Genomic DNA, 22,553 nt, shown 5'->3' on the forward strand with positions numbered 1-22,553 from the left:
CTTGACGCCAAGGCGGGCTTTTTGCGTTTGGCTTCTACCGGGTGAAATGTTGTCGGACCCGGTCCTGTCGGCATCGGGCGGTTTCGAGAATGAATTTCCTGCCTGCCGGCTTTCTGCGCCGCTCGCGCTAGGCCGACTTGCGTTGCGGCAAGCTAGACGGCGTCTCGACACCGTCAGAAATCGGTTCGGCTGTCCGGTTTGTCGGCTCGTCATCGACCCGGTCGTGCTCGAATTGCCGGGCGGCAGGCAAGGGTTGCAACCAGTGCTCACGGCGATTGACCCAGAGTTCATAGCTGGGCTCCAGCCCTTCGGTGGGCACCTCATCGAGGCTGCCAATCGTCACTTCCACCTCATTCTCACGAACCAAAGGGACCCGGCCGCCGCAGGTGGGACAAAAACTTCTGTCGCCGTAGCTGTTGACGATACCCGTCGTTTCGAACGCCTCGAGCGGCCACACTGCAAACGCCGAAAAAGCCGACCCGCTAGCCTTGCGGCAGTCCTTGCAATGGCAAAGGCCAATCCGAAAGGGATCTCCCGTCACCGAAAACTGGATGCCGCCGCACAGGCAGCTGCCGCTCCGCCTTGTATCATTGGGCATGACCGCTCCTCCATCTGGTTGGGCATCACACCGCTACATCTTGCAGCGCCATGCGCACAATCAATTCACGCGCGGCGCAAGGGTTCCATGTCGCCTCGCGCAATGCATCGTCTGAACCCGGGAGCGCCATGGCAACGACCGCCGCAAGGCTGCTGGATATGTCAGTTCGGGAAATCGAACACCGGTTCCCGGCACCAATAGACACGGCACTGGCCATCACGTGTCGGAACGGAGGCAGCGACCGGCACCTCCGGCCAGTCGCACTCGTTGCCGTATTGGCGGACATAGCGATCGTAAGTATTCCGGCCGGTCGTCAACACCGCCGAGTGATGGCTCTGGATCAGGTGCTGCGTCTCCTCGCAGCTCATCGAACGCGTGTCGGGTCGGGCGTAGGCCGTGCTTGTTGCTGCAAACAACGCCGTTCCAATGATCCATGCGATTGTTTGGGATGTCATGGCGATCCTTATCCTAAAATACGGCCAGGTATTTCAACAGCGAAATGATGCCGATAATGATGACAACGATCTGCGCGATCTGCCTCGTGCGGCCATCGAGCGGCAGACGCTGGATGAGATAGAGCACCAGGATGATCACCAGGAAAGTGATCAGAATGCCGATAAGTACCGATGAAGCCATGTCCCTCACTCCGTCTGGCTACGTCTGAGAAGAGTACGCAGCGGCAAACGCTCTGGCCCTTGATTGGTTCCTGTCGATGCGAAGCCATCGGCGCAGCGTAAAGGCTGCGAAACAACGTTCCGCGGCCTTTGAAGCTGGATGCCGATCAGGGCCTGTTTGCCGCAATGTTGTCGTTTGCCATCGGCGACACAGTTCCAGGCAACTTGTTGCTGGCGTCAGGCGGGGCTAACGGGAGAACCGCCTCGGGTTGACGAGCTTCCGACAAAGACGGCCTGAGTTGCGCTTCGTTGTCGACATTTGCGCGAGCCCTGAGATCCGGCGCCGCCCGGCGGGTGATCGCCTTTTCTGAGGAGAACAATTGCCGTCCCAAGGGGACGACGGGAACCGAAACCTCGCACGTGCATCTCAGCTACCGCGGAACGGGCAAATCGAGCAGGTGGGGAATTTGGGGTAGGGGAATACGTCATCCAACATGCGGGGATTGGAATCCCAGGTGTCGGGCCCGCCAGTTTGTTGGAAGCGTTGCCCGTTGCAGCCTACACCATCGACACACAGGGCCGCATCACCTTCTACAACGAGGCCGCCGAACCTGAGTGGGACGACGCGCCGCGGTTTTGGCTCCGTCGTGCTCAAGCGGGTTGCACCACAAGCGCTTAGCGGCACCGGACAACTGGAATTTGGGGAACAAGGCGTCGTCTGGACGCTCCAGGCGCCGCTGCGCTCGGTCCAAATCTCTCTCGCGGATTTTGTCGATTGAAAGAGCGGGTCGCGCCTTAGGACAATCCCAGCAGGGGAGCGGTTTGGCCGCCTGTGGTGTCGGAATTGCCGATGCCAGACAGTTCGTGCTTATCGTCGGCAAGCGAAGTCAATCTCCCCGCCTCGACGGAGGTCAGTCCGTCCAATTCCATCACCGCGCCGTAGAGTTGGGCCGTCTGCATCACAAGCCGCTCGACATCTTCAAGGGCGACGTTCTCGTCCAGGTTACGCAATCGTATGTCCTCGGCAACCACCGCAATATTGACCATTCCGCGCGAGCGCAGCGCGCCCAGGACCCGTGAATTGAGATCCTCCCGTAGCCGAGCCGAATATCCGTAGCGCATGGAAACCTTCCTTTCAGGAGCCGGTTGTCCCGTCGTGGTCAAGATGCGCCAACGACCTTCCGATGGCAAGAAGAATATAAAATATTCTCAGGTAAATCAAGTAGTTAGCAGACTGCGCGGGTTGTGCTATCGGCGTGTCTTCCTCATCGTTGGTCTTGTATGTGAGTCACCCATCAGCCTCTCTTGACGCGCTGCACGGGGACCCCTAGCTATACTGCAATTGAGACACATACTAACTCACCATATTTTTGGTCTTGACGGTTGGAGGCGCGAATGGCCGAGCTGGAACGACCCGAGCGACTGCAGATCATGCTGACAGCCGAGGAATTGGCTGCCTTGGAAAACTGGCGCTTCGAAAAGCGCATGCCAAGCCGGTCCGCGGCGGTGCGGGAACTGCTGCGGCGCGGCCTGGATGCGGATGGATTCCTGACTGCGGGACAAGGAACTAAGTCTCAGGACTTTGGAATTCTGGGCAGCAGTGTGACTGGCGACGGCCAGTCGGGCGAGTAATCCGACGGCGGTTAGCCAACAATCGCTTTTTCTGGAAGTGCCGCTACCAATTTATTGCAGTGGCGGAAACGCAAAGCGGGTCGGCTCTCGGCAGGGTACTGGTCTCAGCAGGGTACTCTTGGCGTATGGTTGCAAAGCCCGCTCCGGTTCGCCGGAGCGGGCTTTTTGCGTTTTCCGAACAGGAAATGGTCGCGATCGCTTTCAGATACGCTCAAGGTTCTCTTCGCACTCCATGCACGTGACGCTGTGACCGGGGCACCTGAGCCGGTGTGTTCCTCCAGGGCAGCAATGGCCGTTCGAGCTCGCCCACCGGGCACAGACAAACACCTTGCGGGTTCCGTGGCATTGTGGACATTCTATCGGACGCGCCAGCAGAGCCTCGTTTTCCGAGACACGGCATTCCCTCTCAAGAACCTGGACCATCTGAAACCCCAAGGCCGAAATACGGCTAAGCTATCCATACCCGGAAAGCCTAAATTAGAATTTAATCACATAGATCACGAGCCTTCCGAGGGGGAAGTTTCGCGGATGGCGATCTCAGTCCGCCGCAGTCCGCCGCGCGTGTCTCATTCCCAATTTCGGCCGTCTCAAGATCAAGCTCCGGTTGCTCCCGGCATCGGTCGACCCGCGATTTTGCCCACCGATTTTCGCATTCGGATCGTTATAGGCTTTCGCTTTGCTGGAGCGGCGTTAAAGCTGCCCGGCAAATCCTGAGCGGGAACAGTCCGTTCCTGCGTCGGTTCGTTTGGACAAGGATGTCTGCCAATGACATTGATGGGCGCAGCGGCACTTTTGATCCTTGTCCTGACTTATGCCGGCGTCGCAGTCGGGCGTATTCCAGGCCTCCGTCTCGACCGGGCAGGGATCGCCTTGCTGGGGGGGGCGGCGATGATCGCCATCGGCGCACTCAGTATGGAAGATGCCTATCGCGCCATCAATTTCGACACCATTACGCTGCTGCTCGGCATGATGATCGTGGTGGCGCATCTGAAGGTGTCCGGCGCCTTCCGGGCGCTTGGCGCCTACGCTATCGAGCATGCGCACGCGCCTTTCGTGCTGCTGGTGATGGTGACGCTGTTGACCGGCGTGTTGTCGGCGTTCCTGGTCAACGACGCCATCTGCCTGGTCATGGCGCCGATCGTCGTCCACGTCACCCGTGTCATCAATCGCAATCCCATTCCCTATCTGATCGCCACCGCCACCGCGTCCAACTGCGGCAGCGTCGCCACCATCACCGGCAACCCGCAGAACATGGTCATCGGCGCGCTGTCGGGAATTTCCTACCCAGCCTTTTCGGCCGCCCTGGCGCCGGTTGCCCTCTTCGGCCTCGTCGCGGTCGTCGTCATCGTGCGCATCGTCTACCGCGCCGAATTCGCCCGCCCCGCCGATCTCAACCCGGAAGTCTATCGCGGCCGCATGCTGCCGGGACAGGTGCTGAAGGCGGTGGTTGTCTGCATTGGCCTGGCCATCGCCTTCTTCGCCGGCGTTCCGGTTGCCAAGGCAGCGCTCATCGGCGGGGCCATCCTGCTGCTCACCCGCGCCATCAAGCCGGCCCGCATCTACCGCGAGATCGACGGCCCGCTGCTGTTCATGTTCGCCGGCCTGTTCATCGTTGTCGCCGGCGCCGAAAAGACGCTGCTGACGCCCGACATCATCGCCTCGGCCAAGAACCTCGGGCTGGACGACGTCTGGCGTCTATCGGGCTTCACCGCGGTGCTCTCCAACATCATGAGCAATGTTCCGGCCGTGCTGGCGCTGCGGCCATTCATACCCGGCCTTGAAAACCCCGGGCGTGCCTGGCTGGTGGTGGCGATGAGCTCGACGCTGGCGGGCAACTTCACCTTGCTCGGCTCAGTCGCCAACCTGATCGTCGCCGAACAGGCGCGGGCGGCCGGCACGCAGCTGTCCTTCTCAGCCTTCTTCAAGGTCGGCCTGCCACTGACGCTGCTGACCCTTGCCGTCGGGACGGCATGGCTGGCGGCTGGATTCTAGAGCAATTCCAGGAAAAAGTGTGAAGCGGTTTTTCGGTCCGGAATTGCGTCAAAACAAAGAGATAGCGTGTTTCGCCGTCTTCATTAAACGATGAACGCTCTAGCGGATAGTCGCCGATCCTGACCTTGCCCGAACCAGCGTTGCAGCGGCATGTCCGGCCGCCTCGACATAGTCGGGGTTGCGGTGGATCAGCATGATCGAGAACGCGCCGTCCATCAAAAGCACGATTTCGCGCGCCAGGGTCTGCGGCTCGTCGACGCCGTGGCCTGTGAGTTCGCCGGCCAGCCAGGTCTCGAAATTCTGCTTATGCCGCGCCCCCGCTTTAACGGCCGGGTGTCCGGGCATGGAAGCGAGTTCGGCTGCCGTGCGCAGAAAGCCGCAGCCTCTCCATTTCGGGTGCTTCGCCACGCGCGCCAGATTGGTGAAAATCGCCTCGACCTTGCGCTCGACATCGCCTTCGGCCGTCTCGAACCAGCCGGCCATCTGCTTGAGGTTCGGCTGGTCGCGACCGTCGAGATAGGCCGCGATCAAATCGTCCTTGCTCTTGAAATGATAGTAGAGCGTGCGCTTGGTCAGCCCGGCTTTTTCCGCCACTGCATCGACGCTGACGCGGCCGATCCCCTCGGCATAGAACAGCTTCGTTGCGGCATCGACAATGCGTTTGCGGGTGGGGTTCGGTGCTTCGCTCATAGGGCAAGTATACCGACTAGTGAATATACATACAACCGAAAGCCTGATCCTCTCCGGTCGACAAACACAGGGAAGGAAAAGACATGACCGAGCTTGTGCTCACCGAGGCCCGCGACGGGATCGCCATCCTCACACTTAATCGGCCGGAAAAGCTCAACGCCTTGAACTATGCGCTGATTGATCGCCTGCTTGCGCTCCTCGATGCCGCCGAGACCGACGATGCCATCCGCGCCATCATCCTCACTGGAGCAGGAGCGCGCGCCTTCTCCGCCGGCGCCGACATCCTTGAATTCTCAGGCAGCGTGGCCATCGGCGTCGACGTTGCCCTGCGCGACTTCGTCATGCGCGGACAGCGGCTGACTGCAAGGCTGGAGGCATTCCGCAAGCCCGTCATCGCCGCCGTCAACGGCATCGCCTTCGGCGGCGGCTGCGAGATCACCGAAGCCGTGCCGCTCGCTATCGCCAGCGACCGCGCCTTGTTCGCCAAGCCTGAGATCAACCTTGCAATGCCGCCTGCTTTCGGCGGCACGCAGCGGCTTCCGAGGCTGGCAGGGCGCAAGCGGGCGCTCGAGCTGCTGTTGACCGGCGATTGGTTCCCGCCGCCGCGCGCCCTCGAACTCGGCCTCGTCAATCAGGTGGTGCCGCATGAGGAGCTGATGCCCGCCGCAATTGATCTCGCCCGGCGCGTGACCAGGCATTCTCCTGCAGCAATTGCCTCGATCCTCACAGCAGTGGCGCGCGGCCTGAACCAGAGCATCGCGGATGGCTTGGCTGTCGAGGCCGAGCAGTTCGCCCGCATGGCTCCGACCGCTGATCTGCGCGAAGGGCTGGATGCCTGGATCGCACGCCGCCAGCCGGGCTGTCACGGCTCGTGGACGCACATCACCCGGCCGGATGAAGCCAGGCGAGCCTCAACGCAGCAGGACGGGCTTGCGGACCGCGATCAAGGCGCCGTCACGGCCAGATGACCTTTCATGTTGGGGTGGAAGCGGCAGAAATAGTCGACCGCTTCCGCCTTCTGCAGGGTCAGGCTCGCTGTTGACTTCGGCGGGATCATCACTTCCCAGCCGCCCTTGACGGTAGCCGTGTGGGCGAACACGTCATTGTTCACCCACTTGATCGTGTCGCCGACCTTCGCCTCGACGGTGGTCGGCGAAAAGACAAGCTTGTCGATGGTGACCTGGATGGTTTCGGCCTGCACGGGTGAGGTCCCGAAGACCAGCGCCAGTGCAATCCATAGCAGCCGTTTCGACATGGCCTGGTCCTTACTTCAGCATACCTGCAACATGCTCGGCGTGCTGTTCATGGCCCTGGAAAATCTTCAGGCCGGTCTGCAGCAGGCTCTTCAACTCGGCATTGCTGGCCGATGGGATCAAAAGGGTTTCAAGCGCGCCGTCGACCTGTTTGTGGTAGGCGATCTCGTTGTCGACATAGGCTTTGTCAAAGGCTGCGCCGTCGAGTTTGGCGAGCTTCGCCCGCTCCTCGGCCGCAGCCTTGGTCAGCGCCTGGCTGGTTGCGTTGTCTTCCGGCGTCACCTTCAGCTTCTTTACCAGTTCCAGTGCCTGCGCGTTGACCGCTTCGTGGTCGCGCACCATGTCGTTGGCGAAATCCACGACCTCCTTGGTCTTCGATTTCTTGATCGCCTGCTTGGCGGCTTCCACATCGATGACGCCTGCCGTGTAGGCGATGTGGGCGATCTGCGGGTCCGTCGGCTTGTCGGCGGCTTGTGCGAGCGGGGCAGCGCCAAGCAGCAGCAAGGCAGCGAGGGCGGCGGTGTGTCGGGTAAGCATGGCATCTCCTTCGCCCGGACGCGGGATCGCGCCGGGCCATGTTTTTCAGTTGACGGTCATTGGATGCGCAGCGGCGGCAAACGTTCCCGGGGAAATCGGCCAAATCAGCCGATGATCAGCTCTCCAGGCCGAGCCGCTGCATGACGGCGCTGGTCAGCCTGTCGCAGCGCCGGCCGGCAAACGGGAAGGCGTCGAGCAGCACCGGCCCGATCTGGTCGTCGAGTGCCTTGCGTACCAGGGCGCGGGCGCGGTGTAGCCTTGTCTTGACGGTTTCCGGCCGCACGCCAAGCAGCTCGGCGGTCTCCTCGATACTGAGCCCCTCGATAACCCGCGCCACGAACACCGTCCGATAAACATCGGGCAGGCTGTCGGTCGCCCGTTCCACCAACTCGAGGATCTGCCGCTGCGCCATCGTCCGCTCCGGATCGTCGCTGGGATTGAGGGGGAACTGGATGATTTCGGCTTGCGGGTTTTTCGCCACCGTCCGCCGCCTTTTGCGCAGACGGCCGAGCGCCTCGTTGATGACGATGCGCGACAGCCAGGTGGCCAATGAGGACTCCCCGCGAAAGGCATCGAGATGGGCAAAGGCTCTGACATAGGCCTCCTGGACGATGTCCTCGGCTTCGGCATCGTTGCGCACCACCCCGCGAGCGATGCGATAGAGCCGCTGATTATGGGTCTTCATGATGATGCGGAAGGCGTTGCCTTCGCGTGCCAGCGCGCGGCGCACGAGAAGCATCTCGCTTGAAGCAGCTGTGGGCATTGGTACAGACATAGCAGGCATGGTCAGTTCCTCGATCCAATCCCCGTCCGAAACCTCGATCAAGACATTGGATGACATCGCCGGCAAAAGGTTCCCGGCCATTTTCGCCCGGCTCCGACGGCGCCTAGAATACTGCTTCCGCCAGCGGCTTGTCAGCAGCCTGCGCTCGCGCCGTGGCCGCAAGCAGGTCGGTCTGCGTGATCAGGCCAAGGATGCGGCTGTCCCCGTCCAAGATGATGACTGCATGGGTGCGGCCGTCGGTGAGCACCGGTAGCAGGGCCATGGCGGGCGTACCGGCGGCGGCGGTCGACGCTGTCGAGGTAACGCTTCCGACGGCTTCGTCGGCTCGCGCCAATTCCCTTAATCCAACGGTGCCGACCAGCCTGGCGTCCTTGTCGACAACCGGCAGCGTGCGGATATTGTGGTCGAGCAGCAGATGACGCGCCCGATCGGCGGACGCGTGTTCATCGACCGAAATCACGTCGCGGGACATGATGTCCTCGCACAACATGGTTCGGTGTGCGCGCATCGTCGCTTGCAGTTCGACCTGTCGCAGCAGCTGTTCGAGATCGTTGCGGTCGATGTCGAAGGTCTCGTCGAGCGCAGCCAGCGCGGCATCGATGTCCTCGGCCCGGAAGCCGATGCGCTCCTGAGCCGGCGGATCGATGGTTCCGTGCGTGCTTTTCGGGGCAGGGGCCGGCACATGCGGGTAGCTGCGTCGCGACAGCCTGTGGAAAGCATAGCCGAGCGCGACCAGCATCATGGAGTTCAGCGCCACCGGCACGAACGGAAACAGGAAGCCCGCACCGATCACGGCCGGCCCGCCGAGCACGGCGGTCAGTGCGGCGGCTCCGCCCGGCGGATGCAGGCAGCGCGAGAACGACATGGCGGCGATCGCCATCGCCACGGCAATGCCCGTGGCGAGAACGGGCTGATGGACGAAATGGGCCACGATCACGCCGACCAGCGCCGATATTGTATTGCCGCCGATGATCGACCATGGCTGCGCCAGCGGGCTTGCAGGCACCGCAAACAGCAGCACCGCCGACGCCCCCATCGGCGCCACCAGCAGCGGCACATGCGGGCCATTGCCAAGCACCAGCGCGCCGATCGCGCCGGTCAGCGCAATGCCGATCATCGCCCCGATGCAGGCGATGAGGCGCTCGCGCAGCGTCGCGCCGGCGAGAATGGGGACAAAGAGACGAAAGGCCATGGCAAGCTCAGTCCGGCTGGAATTGTGCGCGCAGCGCCTGCAATGGCGTTGGACCGACGATTTTGAAAGTCAAACCGATCCGAAAAAGCGCGCATTGGGGAAATAACATTGCGCTTGGTTGACCGATGAGCGGCTTTGCGACGTCGATCGCCTGCGAAAGTCGCTCGCCAATCCTTTCAACGGGTTGGGCGGACCAGCGGAATCAGCTTCGCAAGTTTGCTGGTGTCATGCCGCAGCGGCCGCTTCCAGCCCGCGCAGGATATCGGCCTTGAGGTCCTCGACATCCTCGAGCCCGATCTGCAGCCGGATCAGCGGGCCGTCATAGGGGCCCTTGGCAACGGTACGGTCGCCAAGGAAGACCGGCACGGCAAGGCTCTCATAGCCGCCCCAGGAATAGCCGAGACCGAAGATTTTCAACGCATCGAGGAAAGCGTGCTGCTGTCTCTGGCCGCCGCCTTTGAGCACGATGGAAAAGATGCCGCTCGAGCCGGAAAAATCACGCTTCCACACCGCGTGGTCGGGGTGGCTGGGGAGCGCCGGGTGCAGCACGCGGGCCACGCCGGGCTGGCCTTCAAGCCAGACGGCAATGGCAAGCGCGCTCTTTTGATGGTGATCCAGCCGAACGCCCATCGTGCGCAGGCCGCGCAGGACTTGGTAGACGTCGTCGGGGCCGGCGCAGCAGCCCATCGTGTAGAACGTCTCGCAAAGCTGCTTCCAGCAGTTGGCATTGGCAGACACTGTGCCCAGCAGCACATCCGAATGGCCGGCCGGATATTTCGTCGCCGCATGGATCGAGATATCCACGCCGTGGTCGAGCGGACGGAAATAGAGCGGCGTTGCCCAGGTGTTGTCCATCATGACGATGGCGCCCGTTTCATGCGCCGCCTTGGCGATCGCCGGAACGTCCTGCACCTCGAAGGTGTTGGAGGCCGGTGATTCCGTAAACACGACTTTGGTGTTCGGCTTGATCAAGCTGGCGATGCCGGCGCCGGCATGCGGATCGTAATACTCGACGTCGACACCCAGCCGCTTCAGCATCGTGTCGGCGAAATTGCGGGTCGGATGGTAGACGGAATCGACAATCAGGATGTGATCGCCTGCCGAGAGAAACGCCAGCAACGGGACGGTCACCGCCGCCAGGCCCGACGGCACGATTATGGTACCGGCGGAGCCTTCCAGCGCGTCGATCGCATGCGCCAACGCATCGGTGGTCGGCGTGCCGCGTGTGCCATAGGTGTATTTCTGGCTGCGCGCCGCCATCACCGACGCGTTGGGATAGAGCACGGTCGAGGCATGCACGATCGGCGGATTGACGAAGCCGAAATAGTCGTGCGGATTGTTGCCCGAATGGGCAAGCCGCGTGTTGATACCCATTTCGTTGCCGTCAGTCGCCATTGCTCTTCGCCTTGTGGTGAAAGCGCTAGCCATAGAGCGGCGGCATTGGCCGTGCAACAGCGGGCGCCCGCCAGACGGTGCCCTTTGCATAGGCCAATTCCCCCATGAATAGTCTGGAATGCGTGGCGATCCAGAGCCGCGGATTTCATGAGTGGATGTGGATTAGCGTCGACGGACTTTGCCGGTTTTATTTGCGGGGCTTGCTGCTTTCCTGATGATGTTGTCTGCAATTCAGGCATTTGCGGCAATTGGTTTTCAAAGCTGTCGTGAAACGGTCATTTCCCTTGACCTCACAGAGATAATCGCCTTCGATGCAGTTCGTGAATGGGAGGGGCCGGGCGTCGGTTACGACGCGGGGTTCCGGGAATGAGCCGGATGGGAGCCGGGTTCACGCGGGAAAAGATCAGGATTTGCCTGAGGATCAGGGTTTACCTGAAAACAGAAAAGGGTCTGTGGGTTATGAAACACATTGCAATTGGCATTCTCGGCGCCGCTGCGCTTGGATGGATGGCTTCGGCCGCGTCGGCGAGCACGCTCGACGACGTCAAGGCGAAAGGCTTCATCCAGTGCGGTACCAACACAGGTCTTGCCGGCTTCGCTGCGCCTGACGACAAGGGTGAATGGAAAGGCATCGATGTGGATTTCTGCCGCGCGGTCGCGGCCGCCGTCTTCGGCGACGGCACCAAGGTCAAGTTCACGCCGCTCAGCGCCAAGGAGCGCTTCACCGCACTGCAGTCGGGCGAAGTCGACATCCTGTCGCGCAACACCACCTGGACCATCAATCGCGATACGGCACTTGGCCTGAACTTCGTCGGCGTCACCTATTATGACGGCCAGGGCTTCATGATCAACGCCAAGAAGCTGCCGGGCGTCAATTCGGCGCTGCAGCTTTCGGGTGCGGCAGTCTGCGTGCAGAGCGGCACCACGACCGAGCTCAACCTCGCCGACTACTTCAAGGCGAACAAGATGGAGTACAACCCGGTCGTCTTCGAAAAGCTTGAAGAGGTCAACGCCGCCTACGACGCGGGCCGTTGCGATGTCTACACCACCGACCAGTCGGGTCTCTACGGCATCCGCCTGACGCTCAGCGCGCCGGCAGACCATGTCGTGTTGCCCGAGATCATCTCCAAGGAACCGCTCGGCCCGGCCGTGCGCCAGGGGGACGACCAGTGGTACCACATTGTCAAGTGGACCTATTTCGCGCTGCTGCAGGCAGAGGAACTGGGCATCACCCAGGCCAATGTCGACGAGATGAAGACCTCGGACAACCCGGAGATCAAGCGCGTGCTCGGCCAGGAACCCGAAACCAAGATCGGCACCGATCTCGGCGTTAGCAATGACTGGGTCGTCAACATCGTCAAGGCAGTCGGCAATTACGGTGAGATGTTCGAGCGCAATGTCGGCACCGGCAGCCCGCTGAAGATCGCGCGCGGCATCAATGCGCTGTGGACCAAGGGCGGCCTGCAATACGCGCCACCGATCCGCTGATCGAAATGCGATCCGGAAGGCAGATTGTCTGCCTTCCGGTTTCTCTTTGCAGGGGATGGGCAATGGCGTCGCAGGAAGTCCTACGCGAGGAGCCGAGCCGCGGTTCCTTCATCAACGATCCAAAAGTCCGTGGAGTTGTCTTCCAGGCGGTGGTTGTCGTCTTGCTGGTGGCGAGCGTCTGGTGGATTGTCCACAACGTCATCGACAATCTGCAGCGCCTGCACATTTCTTCCGGGTTCGGCTACCTGAAAAGCCGTGCCGGCTTCGATATCTCAGTCAGCGCCATCCCCTACAACTCGGACGATACCTATGGCAAAGCCATTGTCGTCGGGCTGATCAACACCCTCATCGTCGCCGTTGCCGGCATCATCACCGCAACCATCATCGGCTTCATCGTCGGCATCGGCCGCTTGTCGCACAACTGGCTGATCCGCAAGATCTGCACGGTCTATGTCGAGATTTTCCGCAACATCCCGCCGCTGCTGGTGATCTTCTTCTGGTATTCGGGCGTGCTGGCGGTCTTGCCCGTGGTGCGTGAAAGCATCAACCTGCCATTCGGCTCGTTTCTCAACCAGCGCGGCTTCTATCTTCCTCGTGCAATCTGGGGTGATGGCTCCTGGCTGATCTTTGTCGCCTTGCTTGTCGGCATCGCCATGGCATGGTTCGTCGCCCGCACGGCGCGCCAGCGGCAGATGGCGACCGGTCAGCAGTTTCCCGTATTCTGGACGTCCCTGGCGCTGATCGTCGGCCTGCCGATTCTGGCCTATGCGCTGAGCGGCTTTCCCCTGACCTTCGATTTTCCGAAGCAATCGACCTTCAACCTGGCCGGCGGTTTCCACATCGGGCCGGAATTCCTGTCGCTCTATCTGGCGCTGTCCTGCTACACAGCCTCCTTCATCGCCGAGATCGTGCGTGCCGGCATTCTCGGCGTCTCGAAGGGCCAGTCGGAAGCGGCTGGCGCTCTCGGGCTGCGGCCGGGATCGATCCTGCGGCTAGTCGTCGTGCCGCAAGCCATGCGCATCGTCATCCCGCCGCTGACCAGCCAGTATTTGAACCTGACCAAGAACTCGTCGCTGGCCATCGCTATTGCTTACCCGGACCTGACGGCGACCGCCGGCACAGTGCTCAACCAGACGGGGCAGGCGGTCGAAAACGTGCTGATCATGATGGTCGTCTATCTCGTCATCAGCCTGGTGACGTCGGCGGTCATGAATGTGGTCAACGCCAGGATGGCGCTGGTGGAGAGGTAAGGCCATGCAGGAACATGATACCGCTTGGGTGCGGACCGAAATGGCACTGGCGCAACAGGCGCCGGCCGGCGTGCGGGGGCCTATCGCCTGGGTCCGCAAGAACCTGATCGGTTCGGTGGGCGACACCATCCTGACCGTACTGGGCATCGCACTGGTGGTGATGATCCTGCCGCCAATCATCAACTGGGCCTTCATCAGCGCCCAGTGGGTAGGGTCCGATCGCTCGGTATGCGCCACGGCGGCGCAAGGCGGCGTTCAGCCGGATGGCTGGTCCGGCGCTTGCTGGGCGTTCGTCAACGCCAAGTTCGGCCAATTCATGCTCGGCCGCTATCCTATTGAGGAGCGCTGGCGGCCGATCCTGGTCGCCATACTGTTCGTGGCGCTGCTGGTGCCGCTGCTGATCCCGCGCGTGCCGCGCAAGGGGCTGAACGCGATCCTGCTTTTCCTGGTGCTGCCGATCGTCGCTTTCGTGCTGCTGGTCGGCGGCATGTTCGGCCTGCCGCATGTGGAGACGCAGCTATGGGGCGGCCTGCTGGTGACGCTCAGCCTGGCCTTCGTCGGCATTGCAGTGTCGCTGCCGTTCGGCATCGTGCTGGCGCTCGGTCGGCGCTCGAAGATGCCGATAGTCAAGATGCTGTGCGTTATCTTCATCGAATTCGTTCGCGGCATCCCGCTGATCACCGTCCTGTTCTTTGCCAGCGTCATGCTGCCGCTGTTCCTGCCCCCCGGCGTTTCGTTCGACAAGTTCCTCAGGGCGCTGATCGGCTTCTCGTTGTTTGCCGCCGCCTACATGGCGGAGGTGGTGCGCGGCGGTCTGCAGGCGATCCCCAAGGGCCAGTATGAGGGTGCGGATTCGCTTGGTCTCGGTTACTGGCAGAAGATGAACCTTATCGTGCTGCCGCAAGCGCTGAAGCTGGTCATACCCGGCATCGTCAACACCTTCATCGGCATGTTGAAAGACACAAGCCTGGTTATCATCATCTCGATGTTCGACCTGCTCGGTGTCGTCAAGCAGAACTTCTCCGATCCCAACTGGGCGACGCCGCAGACCACCAAGTCCGGCCTGATTTTCGCTGCCTTCGTCTTCTGGCTGTTCTGCTTCGGCATGTCGCGCTATTCGATGTATACGGAACGCCGGCTGGACACCGGCCACAAACGTTAAAAACAAAAAAGGGGAACCTGCCATGGTCATAGAAAACGCCGTCAGCGCCGAAGAGATCAAGGTCGATGCCAAGAAGATGCACATCTCGACCACCGATGTCGCAATCGACATCATCGGCATGCACAAATGGTATGGCGAGTTCCATGTGCTGAAGGACATCAACCTCAAGGTGATGCGCGGCGAGCGCATCGTCATCTGCGGTCCTTCGGGCTCGGGCAAGTCGACCATGATCCGCTGCATCAACCGGCTGGAAGAGCACCAGAAGGGCAAGATCATCGTCGACGGCAAGGAACTCACCAACGATCTCAAGAAGATCGACGAGGTGCGCCGCGAGGTCGGCATGGTGTTCCAGCACTTCAACCTGTTCCCGCATCTGACCATCCTGGAGAACTGCACGCTGGCGCCGATCTGGGTGCGCAAGACGCCGAAGAAGCAGGCCGAGGAAATCGCGATGCACTTCCTCAAGCGCGTCAAGATCCCCGAACAGGCCAACAAATATCCGGGCCAGCTGTCGGGCGGCCAGCAGCAGCGCGTGGCGATCGCGCGTTCGCTGTGCATGAACCCGCGCATCATGCTGTTCGATGAGCCGACCTCGGCGCTCGATCCAGAAATGATCAAGGAAGTGCTGGAGACGATGGTGGGCCTGGCCGAGGAAGGCATGACCATGCTGTGCGTCACTCACGAAATGGGCTTTGCCCGCAAGGTCGCCAACCGGGTGATCTTCATGGATCAGGGCCAGATCGTCGAACAGAACACGCCGGCCGAGTTCTTCGACCATCCGCGCCACGAGCGCACGAAGCTGTTTCTGTCGCAGATCCTGCACTGAGCATTTTCATGCGAACCAAAAGAGCCCGGCCGTAATGCGGCCGGGCTCTTTTGCTATCTGGGGTCGGGGTTGATCTTCTCCATTGAAACACAAAGCCGCCGCCGCATGAGAAAAGCCCTGCGTTTCGTGGCCATGCTGATTATCGTGGTCGCGCTCGCTGCCACGCTCGGCACGCTGGTGCCGCGTCCGCTGTGGCCGGCGTCAGCGGCGGGTGAGGGCACGCGCCATATTCTGGTGCTGGAGAATCCGATCCACACCGACATCGCCATTCCCGTCGATGACGAGGTGCACCGGCGCTTCCATTTCCTGGTCGCTGCCGGCATCCCTGTCGACGCCCCGGAAGTGAGCTACATCGTCTTTGGCTGGGGCGGCCGGGCCTTCTATCTGGAGACGCCGAGCTGGTCGCAGCTGAAAGCAGTGCCCGTCCTCAAGGCGCTGACACTGGACGCCTCGGTCATGCATGTCGATATCGCCGGGGCCATCGCCGAGCCGCACCCTGCTGTCACCGGTTTCGACATCGATGAGGAACGTTTTGCAGCGCTGCTCGACTATATCGACGCGAGTTTCCAGCAAGGGCCGCATGGTCCGGTCGTCATCGAGAACGCCGCCTATTCCAGCTTCGACCGCTTCTTCGAGGCGAACGGCCATTTCAACGCGCTTGTCGGCTGTAACACCTGGACAGCCGCCGGCCTGCGCACCGCCGGCCTGCGCACCGGCTGGTGGAACCCGCTGCCGGCCTCGCTGGGCTTGTCGATGCGGTTTTATAACTAGCAGTCCTTCATCGCACCGCGACAGTGTTGGATCTTTTGAAGCCAGCGGGACAGCACCCCCCTCTGGCCTGCCGGCCATCTCCCCCGCAAGGGGGGAGATCAGCCGTTTTGCCCGCGGCGCTCCTGCTGCAACGCCGGCGATTTTGGCGAAGGCGGCGGCGACATCCAATCTCCCCCCTTGCGGGGGAGATGTCCGGCAGGACAGAGGGGGGTGGGAAGGATCGCTAAGTCGACGATCTAGACTGCCGAGCGTCCGCTCGCCATCCATAGAGCCAGTCGAGGTCGGCGGCGAGCTTGTCGGGCGAGCGCATGGCCAGGAACAGATTGCGGGCGATCGCCACCGGGCCGGCAGCATGCCAGGCGAGGCGGTTTACGGCCCCACGACGCGCGGCCTTGGCGACACGCGGCCGCCGAAGATTTTCCCAGATTTGAAAACTTCTGGGCAGATCGCCAGGGAAATCGGCGATAGCGTCGGCAAGCGTGATGGCATCTTCGATCGCCATTGCCGCGCCCTGTGCGGCAAACGGCGTCATCGCATGCGCAGCGTCGCCGATCAGCGCGATGCCCTGCGGGCTCGTCCACCGCTGTTGTTCGACGGTGTGGATCGGAAAGGCCGTCCATGGGCCGGCCAGTGCCACAAGCTTCGTCAGGCCCGGCGCGGTGCCGCGCAGGGCAGCCGTGAGGATCGCGGGATCGGCATGGCCCGACCAACCTTCGGCCATGCGCTCACCCTTGGTGAAGGCGGCGAGATTGAAGGCCCGGCCTTTGCTGACGGGATAGGCGACCATGTGGAAGCCTGGATGCAGGAACGTGGTGACGCAGTCGGCGGCGCCGATCGCGGCAAAGGCCTCTCCGGCCGCACCGTCGCCTGCGATTGTAGCCCGCCAGGCGAGTTCGCCCGAAAAACGGCTTTTGACGAAGTCCTCGCCTGCGAGTTGCGCCCGGACCGCCGACCAGACGCCATCGGCGCCGATCAGGAGTTTGGCGCCTGCCTCGATCTCGCGGCCGTCCACTTCGGCGGTCACGGCGACATATTGCGCGTCTTTGACGATGCCGGTCACGCGGGCGCCAGTGATGAACTCAATCTCCGGCCGTTCAGCCATTTGCGCCAACAGCGCTGCCTGCAGATCTGCGCGGTGAGCAACGAGATAAGGCGACTGCCAGCGCGCTTCGGCGGCGTGCCCGAGCGGTACCCGCGCCAGTTCGCGCAGCGTCCCGGCGTCCTTGAGCACGACCGCTTCCGGCCGCAACGCTGCGGGCAGCAGTCGGTCGAGCACGCCGAGTTTTCCAAGAATGCGTGTTGCGTTGGGCGAAAGCTGGATGCCGGCGCCAGCCGCTTCTAGGTGCTGTGCCTGTTCGATAAGCTTTACCGGATAACCCCCTCCGGCGAAGGCAAGGGCGGCGGTCAGCCCGGCGATGCCGGCCCCGGCGATTATGACCTGCCGGGACCTTATGTCTTCCATCGGGCTTGTCGCGGAAGGATCAGGCGGCCTGGTCGATATAAAGGCAACCAGCCGGCAGCGTTTCCGTCGCCCTCAGCTTCGCCGAATAGCGGTAGAGCGTCGAGCAATACGGGCAGACCTTTTCATTGTCGTCGCCCATGTCGAGGAACACATGTGGGTGGTCGAAGGGCGGGTTGGCGCCGGTGCACATGAATTCCTTGACGCCGATGTCGATTGCCGGATGGCCCGCATCGTTCTGGAAATGGGGAATGGAACCGCCTGCCATCGTCGTCTCCTTGATCTCGTCGAAAAGCATCTGGAACATAACAGGCCTGTTTGCAAGATCGATGAAATGAAACTGTCGCAAAAGCCTGTCAGAGGATACGGTGAGCCGGTTAAGTGCATGTCCCTGAAATCGGAATGGTTTTCGCCGAAGGGTCATGCGTCACAAAAGCGTGTTAGAGGCATGGCACGTCCAGCGGCGCTCCAAGGGACGGTTGGCGGGGAAGAGCAGGAACCATGAACGAACTGAAGCCGGTGCAGAGCGAATTCATCAATGTCGAGGTGGCGAGCCCCGAGGGCGGCAACCCCGATAGGTTCGTCAACCGTGAGTTCTCCTGGCTGCAGTTCAACCGGCGTGTGCTCGAGGAATCGCAGAACGAGCACCATCCGCTGCTCGAACGCGTCCGTTTCCTGTCGATTTCGGCCGCCAATCTCGATGAATTCTTCATGGTCCGCGTCGCCGGCCTTGCGGGCCAGGTGCGCGAAGGCATTGCGCTCAAGAGCCCCGACGGCCGGACGCCGGAGCAGCAGCTGGAACAATTGCTGCGCGAGGTCGAGCGGCTGCAGGAGGACCAGCAGAATAGCCTTTCGGCGCTGATGTTGCTGCTCAACAAGGAAGGCATTGAGAGCATCACCCGCGATGCACTGACCAAGGATGAAAAAGTCTGGCTGGAAGACCATTTCCAGGACCAGGTTTTCCCGGTGCTGACTCCACTGTCGATCGACCCGGCGCATCCGTTTCCGTTCATTCCCAATCTCGGCTTCTCGATGGCGCTGCAATTGCGCCATCGCAAGAATGGCGAGGAGATGAGCGCGCTTCTGCGCCTGCCGGTGGCGCTGAAGCGCTTCATCCGTCTGCCCGACCGCAAGCAGCACGTTCGCTTCATTCCGTTGGAGGAGGCTGTCGGCCTCTATATCGGCAAGCTGTTCCCCGGCTATGAGGTCAAGGGTTCCGGCACCTTCCGCATCATCCGGGACAGCGATATCGAGGTCGAGGAAGAGTCGGAAGATCTCGTGCGCCTGTTCGAGACGGCGCTGAAGCGGCGCCGCCGCGGTTCGGTCATCCGCATCGAATTCGACAAGTCGATGCCCGGCGAATTGCGCGAGTTCGTCGCCGGCGAGCTTGGCGTCTCTTCGAGCCGCATCAGCGTTCTGACCGGCCCGCTGGCGCTCAGCCAGATTTCCGAGATCGTCGCCGTGCCACGCGACGACCTGAAGTTCACCCCCTACAATCCACGCTTTCCCGAGCGCATCCGCGAGCATGGCGGCGACTGTTTCGCGGCCATCCGCGAGAAGGACATCGTCGTCCACCACCCCTATGAATCCTTCGACGTGGTGGTCCAATTCCTGCGCCAGGCGATGGCCGACCCCGAGGTGGTGGCGATCAAGCAGACGCTCTACCGCACCTCCAACGACAGCCCGATCGTGCGCGCCTTGGTCGACGCGGCCGAGGCCGGCAAGTCGGTAACCGCCCTGGTCGAGCTCAAGGCGCGCTTCGACGAGGAAGCCAACATCCGCTGGGCGCGCGACCTCGAACGCGCCGGCGTTCAGGTCGTGTTCGGCTTCCTCGAACTCAAAACCCATGCGAAAATGTCGCTAGTAGTGCGGCGCGAGGACGGCAAGCTGCGCAACTATGTGCATCTCGGCACCGGCAACTACCATCCGGTGACCGCGCGCATCTACACCGACCTGTCCTTCTTCACCACCGATCCGACGATCGCGCGCGATGTCGCCCAGCTGTTCAACTTCATCACCGGCTATGCCGAGCCGACCGATGAGATGCGGATCGCCATCTCGCCGTTTACGCTGCGCAGCCGTATCCTCAAGCACATTGCCGACGAGGTCGCCTACGCGCTGGCTGGCCGTCCGGCGCGCATCTGGATGAAGATGAACGCGCTCGTCGATCCCAACATCATCGACGCGCTCTATGACGCCAGCCGTGCCGGCGTCGAGATCGATCTCGTCGTGCGGGGCATCTGCTGCCTGCGGCCGCAGGTGCCCGGCCTGTCGGAAAACATCAGGGTCAAGTCGATCGTCGGCCGCTTCCTCGAACACAGCCGCATCTACTGCTTCGGCAACGGCCATGGCCTGCCGTCGGACGAGGCGATCGTCTACATCGCCTCGGCCGACTTGATGCCACGCAATCTCGACCGCCGCGTCGAGACTATGGTGCCGATCACCAATCCGACGGTGCATGAACAGATCCTTGGCCAGATCATGCTGGGCAACATCATGGACAACCAGCAAAGTTTCGACGTATTGGCTGACGGAACCTCCCGGCGCGTCGTGCTGGAGGAGGGTGAGGAACCGTTCAACGCGCAGGAATATTTCATGACCAATCCGAGCCTGTCGGGACGGGGTGACGCGCTGAAGTCGCATGCGCCCAAGCGCATCGCGCAGTTCAAGCGTCGCAAGAAGAACACCGGCTGATGATTTCAACGTCCCAAGGCCGGCTGCAGGATCGCCGGCCGCTGTCCATCATCGACATCGGCTCGAACTCGATCCGCCTTGTCGTCTATGAAGGGCTGGCGCGCTCGCCTACCTTGCTGTTTAACGAAAAGATGCTGGCCGGTCTCGGCCGCGGCATCGTTTCGACCGGCAAGCTCGATCCCGAGGCGGTGACGCGCTCGATGGAGGAGTTCCGCCGTTTCCGCGCGCTCTCCGACCAGGCGGGTGCGGAGCACATGTTTGTGCTGGCAACGGCCGCGGCCCGCGAAGCGATCAACGGACCCGACTTCATCCACCGCGCCCAGGATGTGCTCAAGACCGAGATCCGCGTGCTCACTGGCCGGCAGGAGGCGCATTATTCAGCGCTTGGCGTCATTTCGGGCTTCCACCCCGCCAATGGCATTGCCGGCGATCTTGGCGGCGGCAGCCTGGAGCTTATCGACATCAATGGCGAGGCGATCGGCGACGGCATCACGCTGCCGCTGGGTGGCCTGCGGCTGCAGGACATGGCCAGGAATTCGCTCGCCCAGGCGGCAAAGATCACCCGCGACGAACTGGCGCGCGCCAAATTGTTGAAGGGCGGGCTGGGACGGCCCTTTTACGCCGTTGGCGGCACCTGGCGAAACCTTGCCCGGCTGCACATGGAAATGACCAACTACCCGCTTGGCGTCATGCACCACTATGAGATCGGTGTCGAAAGCGCCGCCAATTTCCTGAAGCAGGTGGCGAAAGGCGAGATCGAGAAGGTCAAGGGCATCGAAGGTGTGTCGAAGAACCGCCGTTCGCTGCTGCCCTATGGCGCGGTCGTGCTGCAGGAGATCATGGCGGCGATGCAGCCGTCGAAGATCATCGTCTCGGCATTGGGCGTGCGCGAAGGGTTTCTCTATTCGCTGCTCGACCCTGCCGAGCAGAAGGCCGATCCGCTGGTCTCCGCTTCGGAGGAACTGGCGCGGCTGCGGTCGCGCTCGGTCACCCATGCGCATGAGCTTGTCGAATGGACGGACAAGACCTTTGCCGCCTTCGGCATCGACGAGACGGAGGATGAGGCGCGCTATCGCCACGCTGCCTGTCTGCTGGCCGATATAGGCTGGCGCGCACACCCGGAATATCGCGGCAAGCAGTCGCTCAACATCATTGCCCACGCCTCCTTCATTGGCGTCGATCACCCCGGCCGTGCCTTCCTGGCGCTGGTCGGCCTGTTCCGCCACGAAGGCGTGTTCAACGATGCGGCGCCGGAAATCCGCGGCCTGGCGACGCCGCGCTATCTCGAGCGCGCCCGCATCCTGGCGGCGGTGCTGCGCGTCGTCTATCTGCTGACTGCGGCCATGCCCGGCGTCATGCCGCGGCTGAAATGGGAAAACCGCGGCAATGGCACGTTGGCGCTGGTGCTGCCGGCCTCACTTTCCGATCTTTACGGCGAACGCCCGGCCGGACGGCTGGCGCAACTGGCGCGGATCACCAACCGCCGGCTGGTGCTGGCGGTCGAGGGTGGGCAGAGCGTGTCGGTGAAGTAGGCGCGGCCTGACAGCAAAACCATGTCGTCGTCGAACTCGCGTTCGAGGACCGGCTTCCTCAGTCCGTCGCTGCTTCGCAGCGCCACCTTCCCCTCCGGAGGGAAAGGAAGGGAGCCTCGTTGGAAAGCGTTGGCGGCAATAGGCTCGCGCCCTTCCTCTACCCCGTCGATCGGGGGAGAGGTGGCTCGGCGAAGCCGAGACGGAGTGGGGGTCGACCTGCCTCGGGCATCGATGGTTCATCCGGGACGATATTTGACGATGTCAGACCGCGGCGCGGCGCCCGTCGATCGACCAGGCCCCGGCGCCGGCCATGGCTAGCGCCAGGAATCCACCGGCGATAGCAATATCCTTCATCAGCATCTGCTGGTGCAGGAAGGTGAGCATCGGGTCATCGCCGCCCTGGCCGTAGTGGCCGATGGAGCCTGCAACGATGCAGAAAGCGGCAAGAAGTATCGCAACGACCGGCGTCTGAAAGCCGACCAGTATCAAGAGACCGGCAATCAACTCGAACAGCCCGGTGCCCCAGGCGGCAAGCGTCGGCAATGGCATGCCGAGGCCGGCGAAATAGCCGGTCGTCCCGGCAATGTCGGCGAGCGCGTGGTAGCCGGAGGGAACGAGCAGGGCGGCGAGCAGCAGCCGGGAAATCAGAAGCAATGCATCGCGGGGCATGGTGATCTCCGTTGT

At 62.2% G+C, this 22,553-nt stretch carries 24 protein-coding genes; 11 read left to right on the forward strand and 13 right to left on the reverse strand.

Annotated features, from left to right (window positions below):
- Positions 1-127: 127 nt before the first annotated feature.
- The 4 genes from AC3EMP_RS16270 to AC3EMP_RS16285 all read right to left on the reverse strand — a co-directional run bounded on the left by AC3EMP_RS16270 (position 128) and on the right by AC3EMP_RS16285 (position 2,334).
- A complete protein-coding gene (locus AC3EMP_RS16270; protein WP_023715175.1) occupies positions 128-598 on the reverse strand; it encodes a GFA family protein in 471 nt (156 codons plus the stop codon).
- A 161-nt stretch (positions 599-759) separates the two neighbouring features.
- Positions 760-1,053 carry a hypothetical protein gene (locus AC3EMP_RS16275; RefSeq protein ID WP_023814798.1) on the reverse strand — a complete coding sequence of 98 codons (294 nt, stop codon included), beginning with the start codon at positions 1,051-1,053 and terminating at the stop codon, positions 760-762.
- Between the two features lie 13 nt (positions 1,054-1,066).
- Positions 1,067-1,234, reverse strand: a complete 168-nt coding sequence (locus tag AC3EMP_RS16280) for a Thivi_2564 family membrane protein (protein ID WP_023671469.1) — start codon at positions 1,232-1,234, stop codon at positions 1,067-1,069.
- 773 nt (positions 1,235-2,007) lie between these two features.
- Entirely contained in the window at positions 2,008-2,334 is a 327-nt protein-coding gene (locus tag AC3EMP_RS16285) for a hypothetical protein (RefSeq protein WP_023727873.1), read from the reverse strand.
- A 273-nt stretch (positions 2,335-2,607) separates the two neighbouring features.
- Here AC3EMP_RS16285 and AC3EMP_RS16290 point away from each other — a divergent pair, with 273 nt between their 5' ends.
- Positions 2,608-2,844: a hypothetical protein gene (locus AC3EMP_RS16290; RefSeq protein ID WP_023671471.1), complete on the forward strand. Its 237-nt coding sequence runs from the start codon at positions 2,608-2,610 to the stop codon at positions 2,842-2,844.
- 765 nt (positions 2,845-3,609) lie between these two features.
- On the forward strand, positions 3,610-4,836 hold the full coding sequence (locus AC3EMP_RS16295; RefSeq protein WP_031194071.1) for an anion transporter: 1,227 nt from the start codon (positions 3,610-3,612) through the stop codon (positions 4,834-4,836).
- A 99-nt stretch (positions 4,837-4,935) separates the two neighbouring features.
- Here the strand turns inward: AC3EMP_RS16295 and AC3EMP_RS16300 are convergent, their stop codons facing one another.
- A complete protein-coding gene (locus AC3EMP_RS16300; RefSeq protein ID WP_023727874.1) occupies positions 4,936-5,526 on the reverse strand; it encodes a TetR/AcrR family transcriptional regulator in 591 nt (196 codons plus the stop codon).
- An 83-nt stretch (positions 5,527-5,609) separates the two neighbouring features.
- Here AC3EMP_RS16300 and AC3EMP_RS16305 point away from each other — a divergent pair, with 83 nt between their 5' ends.
- Entirely contained in the window at positions 5,610-6,494 is an 885-nt protein-coding gene (locus tag AC3EMP_RS16305) for a crotonase/enoyl-CoA hydratase family protein (RefSeq protein ID WP_023743016.1), read from the forward strand.
- Here AC3EMP_RS16305 and AC3EMP_RS16310 read toward each other — a convergent pair.
- The 5 genes from AC3EMP_RS16310 to AC3EMP_RS16330 all read right to left on the reverse strand — a co-directional run bounded on the left by AC3EMP_RS16310 (position 6,470) and on the right by AC3EMP_RS16330 (position 10,687).
- On the reverse strand, positions 6,470-6,781 hold the full coding sequence (locus AC3EMP_RS16310) for a cupredoxin domain-containing protein (protein WP_023743015.1): 312 nt from the start codon (positions 6,779-6,781) through the stop codon (positions 6,470-6,472). The genes AC3EMP_RS16305 and AC3EMP_RS16310 overlap by 25 nt on opposite strands.
- Positions 6,782-6,791: 10 nt before the next feature.
- Positions 6,792-7,316, reverse strand: coding sequence for a DUF4142 domain-containing protein (locus AC3EMP_RS16315; protein WP_023697729.1), 525 nt, complete (start codon positions 7,314-7,316; stop codon positions 6,792-6,794).
- Positions 7,317-7,431: 115 nt separating this feature from the next.
- A complete protein-coding gene (locus AC3EMP_RS16320) occupies positions 7,432-8,100 on the reverse strand; it encodes an RNA polymerase sigma factor (RefSeq protein ID WP_023743964.1) in 669 nt (222 codons plus the stop codon).
- A gap of 103 nt (positions 8,101-8,203) precedes the next feature.
- The gene (locus tag AC3EMP_RS16325) at positions 8,204-9,292 is read right to left on the reverse strand and encodes an HPP family protein (protein WP_023715181.1); all 1,089 of its coding nucleotides are present in this window, start codon (positions 9,290-9,292) and stop codon (positions 8,204-8,206) included.
- A 225-nt stretch (positions 9,293-9,517) separates the two neighbouring features.
- On the reverse strand, positions 9,518-10,687 hold the full coding sequence (locus AC3EMP_RS16330; RefSeq protein ID WP_023753134.1) for a cystathionine beta-lyase: 1,170 nt from the start codon (positions 10,685-10,687) through the stop codon (positions 9,518-9,520).
- 178 nt (positions 10,688-10,865) lie between these two features.
- Here AC3EMP_RS16330 and AC3EMP_RS16335 point away from each other — a divergent pair, with 178 nt between their 5' ends.
- The 6 genes from AC3EMP_RS16335 (at position 10,866) to AC3EMP_RS16360 (ending at position 16,184) form a co-directional block, all read left to right on the forward strand.
- Positions 10,866-11,057, forward strand: coding sequence for a hypothetical protein (locus tag AC3EMP_RS16335; protein ID WP_023753133.1), 192 nt, complete (start codon positions 10,866-10,868; stop codon positions 11,055-11,057).
- Positions 11,058-11,146: 89 nt separating this feature from the next.
- Complete coding sequence (locus tag AC3EMP_RS16340; protein ID WP_023684327.1) at positions 11,147-12,175, forward strand: amino acid ABC transporter substrate-binding protein; 1,029 nt, start codon at positions 11,147-11,149, stop codon at positions 12,173-12,175.
- Between the two features lie 62 nt (positions 12,176-12,237).
- Positions 12,238-13,425 (forward strand): amino acid ABC transporter permease, encoded by a 1,188-nt coding sequence (locus AC3EMP_RS16345; protein WP_023684326.1) that lies wholly within the window; start codon positions 12,238-12,240, stop codon positions 13,423-13,425.
- A 4-nt stretch (positions 13,426-13,429) separates the two neighbouring features.
- Entirely contained in the window at positions 13,430-14,587 is a 1,158-nt protein-coding gene (locus tag AC3EMP_RS16350; RefSeq protein WP_023684325.1) for an amino acid ABC transporter permease, read from the forward strand.
- Positions 14,588-14,609: 22 nt separating this feature from the next.
- Entirely contained in the window at positions 14,610-15,413 is an 804-nt protein-coding gene (locus tag AC3EMP_RS16355) for an amino acid ABC transporter ATP-binding protein (protein ID WP_023671483.1), read from the forward strand.
- A 105-nt stretch (positions 15,414-15,518) separates the two neighbouring features.
- Entirely contained in the window at positions 15,519-16,184 is a 666-nt protein-coding gene (locus tag AC3EMP_RS16360; RefSeq protein ID WP_352710116.1) for a TIGR02117 family protein, read from the forward strand.
- Positions 16,185-16,407: 223 nt separating this feature from the next.
- Here the strand turns inward: AC3EMP_RS16360 and AC3EMP_RS16365 are convergent, their stop codons facing one another.
- On the reverse strand, positions 16,408-17,646 hold the full coding sequence (locus AC3EMP_RS16365) for an FAD-dependent monooxygenase (RefSeq protein ID WP_352710119.1): 1,239 nt from the start codon (positions 17,644-17,646) through the stop codon (positions 16,408-16,410).
- Between the two features lie 19 nt (positions 17,647-17,665).
- Complete coding sequence (locus tag AC3EMP_RS16370) at positions 17,666-17,911, reverse strand: zinc-finger domain-containing protein (RefSeq protein ID WP_023705697.1); 246 nt, start codon at positions 17,909-17,911, stop codon at positions 17,666-17,668.
- Positions 17,912-18,144: 233 nt separating this feature from the next.
- Here AC3EMP_RS16370 and AC3EMP_RS16375 point away from each other — a divergent pair, with 233 nt between their 5' ends.
- On the forward strand, positions 18,145-20,337 hold the full coding sequence (locus AC3EMP_RS16375; protein ID WP_023700662.1) for an RNA degradosome polyphosphate kinase: 2,193 nt from the start codon (positions 18,145-18,147) through the stop codon (positions 20,335-20,337).
- Positions 20,337-21,869, forward strand: coding sequence for an exopolyphosphatase (gene ppx, locus AC3EMP_RS16380; protein WP_023697723.1), 1,533 nt, complete (start codon positions 20,337-20,339; stop codon positions 21,867-21,869). Before AC3EMP_RS16375 ends, ppx begins: the two co-directional genes overlap by 1 nt.
- A 261-nt stretch (positions 21,870-22,130) precedes the next feature.
- Here ppx and AC3EMP_RS16385 read toward each other — a convergent pair whose 3' ends face one another.
- Complete coding sequence (locus tag AC3EMP_RS16385) at positions 22,131-22,538, reverse strand: DoxX family protein (RefSeq protein ID WP_023712732.1); 408 nt, start codon at positions 22,536-22,538, stop codon at positions 22,131-22,133.
- Positions 22,539-22,553: the final 15 nt, after the last annotated feature.

The sequence above is a fragment of the Mesorhizobium sp. P160219 genome (assembly GCF_057786095.1).

Coding starts and splice junctions, on each gene's coding strand:
- AC3EMP_RS16325 (WP_023715181.1), bottom strand. CDS start 9,292: ATGGCCTTTCGTCTCTTTGTCCCCATTCTCGCCGGCGCGACGCTGCGC.
- AC3EMP_RS16365 (WP_352710119.1), bottom strand. CDS start 17,646: ATGGAAGACATAAGGTCCCGGCAGGTCATAATCGCCGGGGCCGGCATC.
- AC3EMP_RS16300 (WP_023727874.1), bottom strand. CDS start 5,526: ATGAGCGAAGCACCGAACCCCACCCGCAAACGCATTGTCGATGCCGCA.
- AC3EMP_RS16330 (WP_023753134.1), bottom strand. CDS start 10,687: ATGGCGACTGACGGCAACGAAATGGGTATCAACACGCGGCTTGCCCAT.
- AC3EMP_RS16270 (WP_023715175.1), bottom strand. CDS start 598: ATGCCCAATGATACAAGGCGGAGCGGCAGCTGCCTGTGCGGCGGCATC.
- AC3EMP_RS16355 (WP_023671483.1), top strand. CDS start 14,610: ATGGTCATAGAAAACGCCGTCAGCGCCGAAGAGATCAAGGTCGATGCC.
- AC3EMP_RS16280 (WP_023671469.1), bottom strand. CDS start 1,234: ATGGCTTCATCGGTACTTATCGGCATTCTGATCACTTTCCTGGTGATC.
- AC3EMP_RS16285 (WP_023727873.1), bottom strand. CDS start 2,334: ATGCGCTACGGATATTCGGCTCGGCTACGGGAGGATCTCAATTCACGG.
- AC3EMP_RS16290 (WP_023671471.1), top strand. CDS start 2,608: ATGGCCGAGCTGGAACGACCCGAGCGACTGCAGATCATGCTGACAGCC.
- ppx (WP_023697723.1), top strand. CDS start 20,337: ATGATTTCAACGTCCCAAGGCCGGCTGCAGGATCGCCGGCCGCTGTCC.
- AC3EMP_RS16320 (WP_023743964.1), bottom strand. CDS start 8,100: ATGCCTGCTATGTCTGTACCAATGCCCACAGCTGCTTCAAGCGAGATG.
- AC3EMP_RS16275 (WP_023814798.1), bottom strand. CDS start 1,053: ATGACATCCCAAACAATCGCATGGATCATTGGAACGGCGTTGTTTGCA.
- AC3EMP_RS16385 (WP_023712732.1), bottom strand. CDS start 22,538: ATGCCCCGCGATGCATTGCTTCTGATTTCCCGGCTGCTGCTCGCCGCC.
- AC3EMP_RS16345 (WP_023684326.1), top strand. CDS start 12,238: ATGGCGTCGCAGGAAGTCCTACGCGAGGAGCCGAGCCGCGGTTCCTTC.
- AC3EMP_RS16295 (WP_031194071.1), top strand. CDS start 3,610: ATGACATTGATGGGCGCAGCGGCACTTTTGATCCTTGTCCTGACTTAT.
- AC3EMP_RS16310 (WP_023743015.1), bottom strand. CDS start 6,781: ATGTCGAAACGGCTGCTATGGATTGCACTGGCGCTGGTCTTCGGGACC.
- AC3EMP_RS16360 (WP_352710116.1), top strand. CDS start 15,519: ATGAGAAAAGCCCTGCGTTTCGTGGCCATGCTGATTATCGTGGTCGCG.
- AC3EMP_RS16340 (WP_023684327.1), top strand. CDS start 11,147: ATGAAACACATTGCAATTGGCATTCTCGGCGCCGCTGCGCTTGGATGG.
- AC3EMP_RS16350 (WP_023684325.1), top strand. CDS start 13,430: ATGCAGGAACATGATACCGCTTGGGTGCGGACCGAAATGGCACTGGCG.
- AC3EMP_RS16315 (WP_023697729.1), bottom strand. CDS start 7,316: ATGCTTACCCGACACACCGCCGCCCTCGCTGCCTTGCTGCTGCTTGGC.
- AC3EMP_RS16370 (WP_023705697.1), bottom strand. CDS start 17,911: ATGGCAGGCGGTTCCATTCCCCATTTCCAGAACGATGCGGGCCATCCG.
- AC3EMP_RS16305 (WP_023743016.1), top strand. CDS start 5,610: ATGACCGAGCTTGTGCTCACCGAGGCCCGCGACGGGATCGCCATCCTC.
- AC3EMP_RS16375 (WP_023700662.1), top strand. CDS start 18,145: ATGAACGAACTGAAGCCGGTGCAGAGCGAATTCATCAATGTCGAGGTG.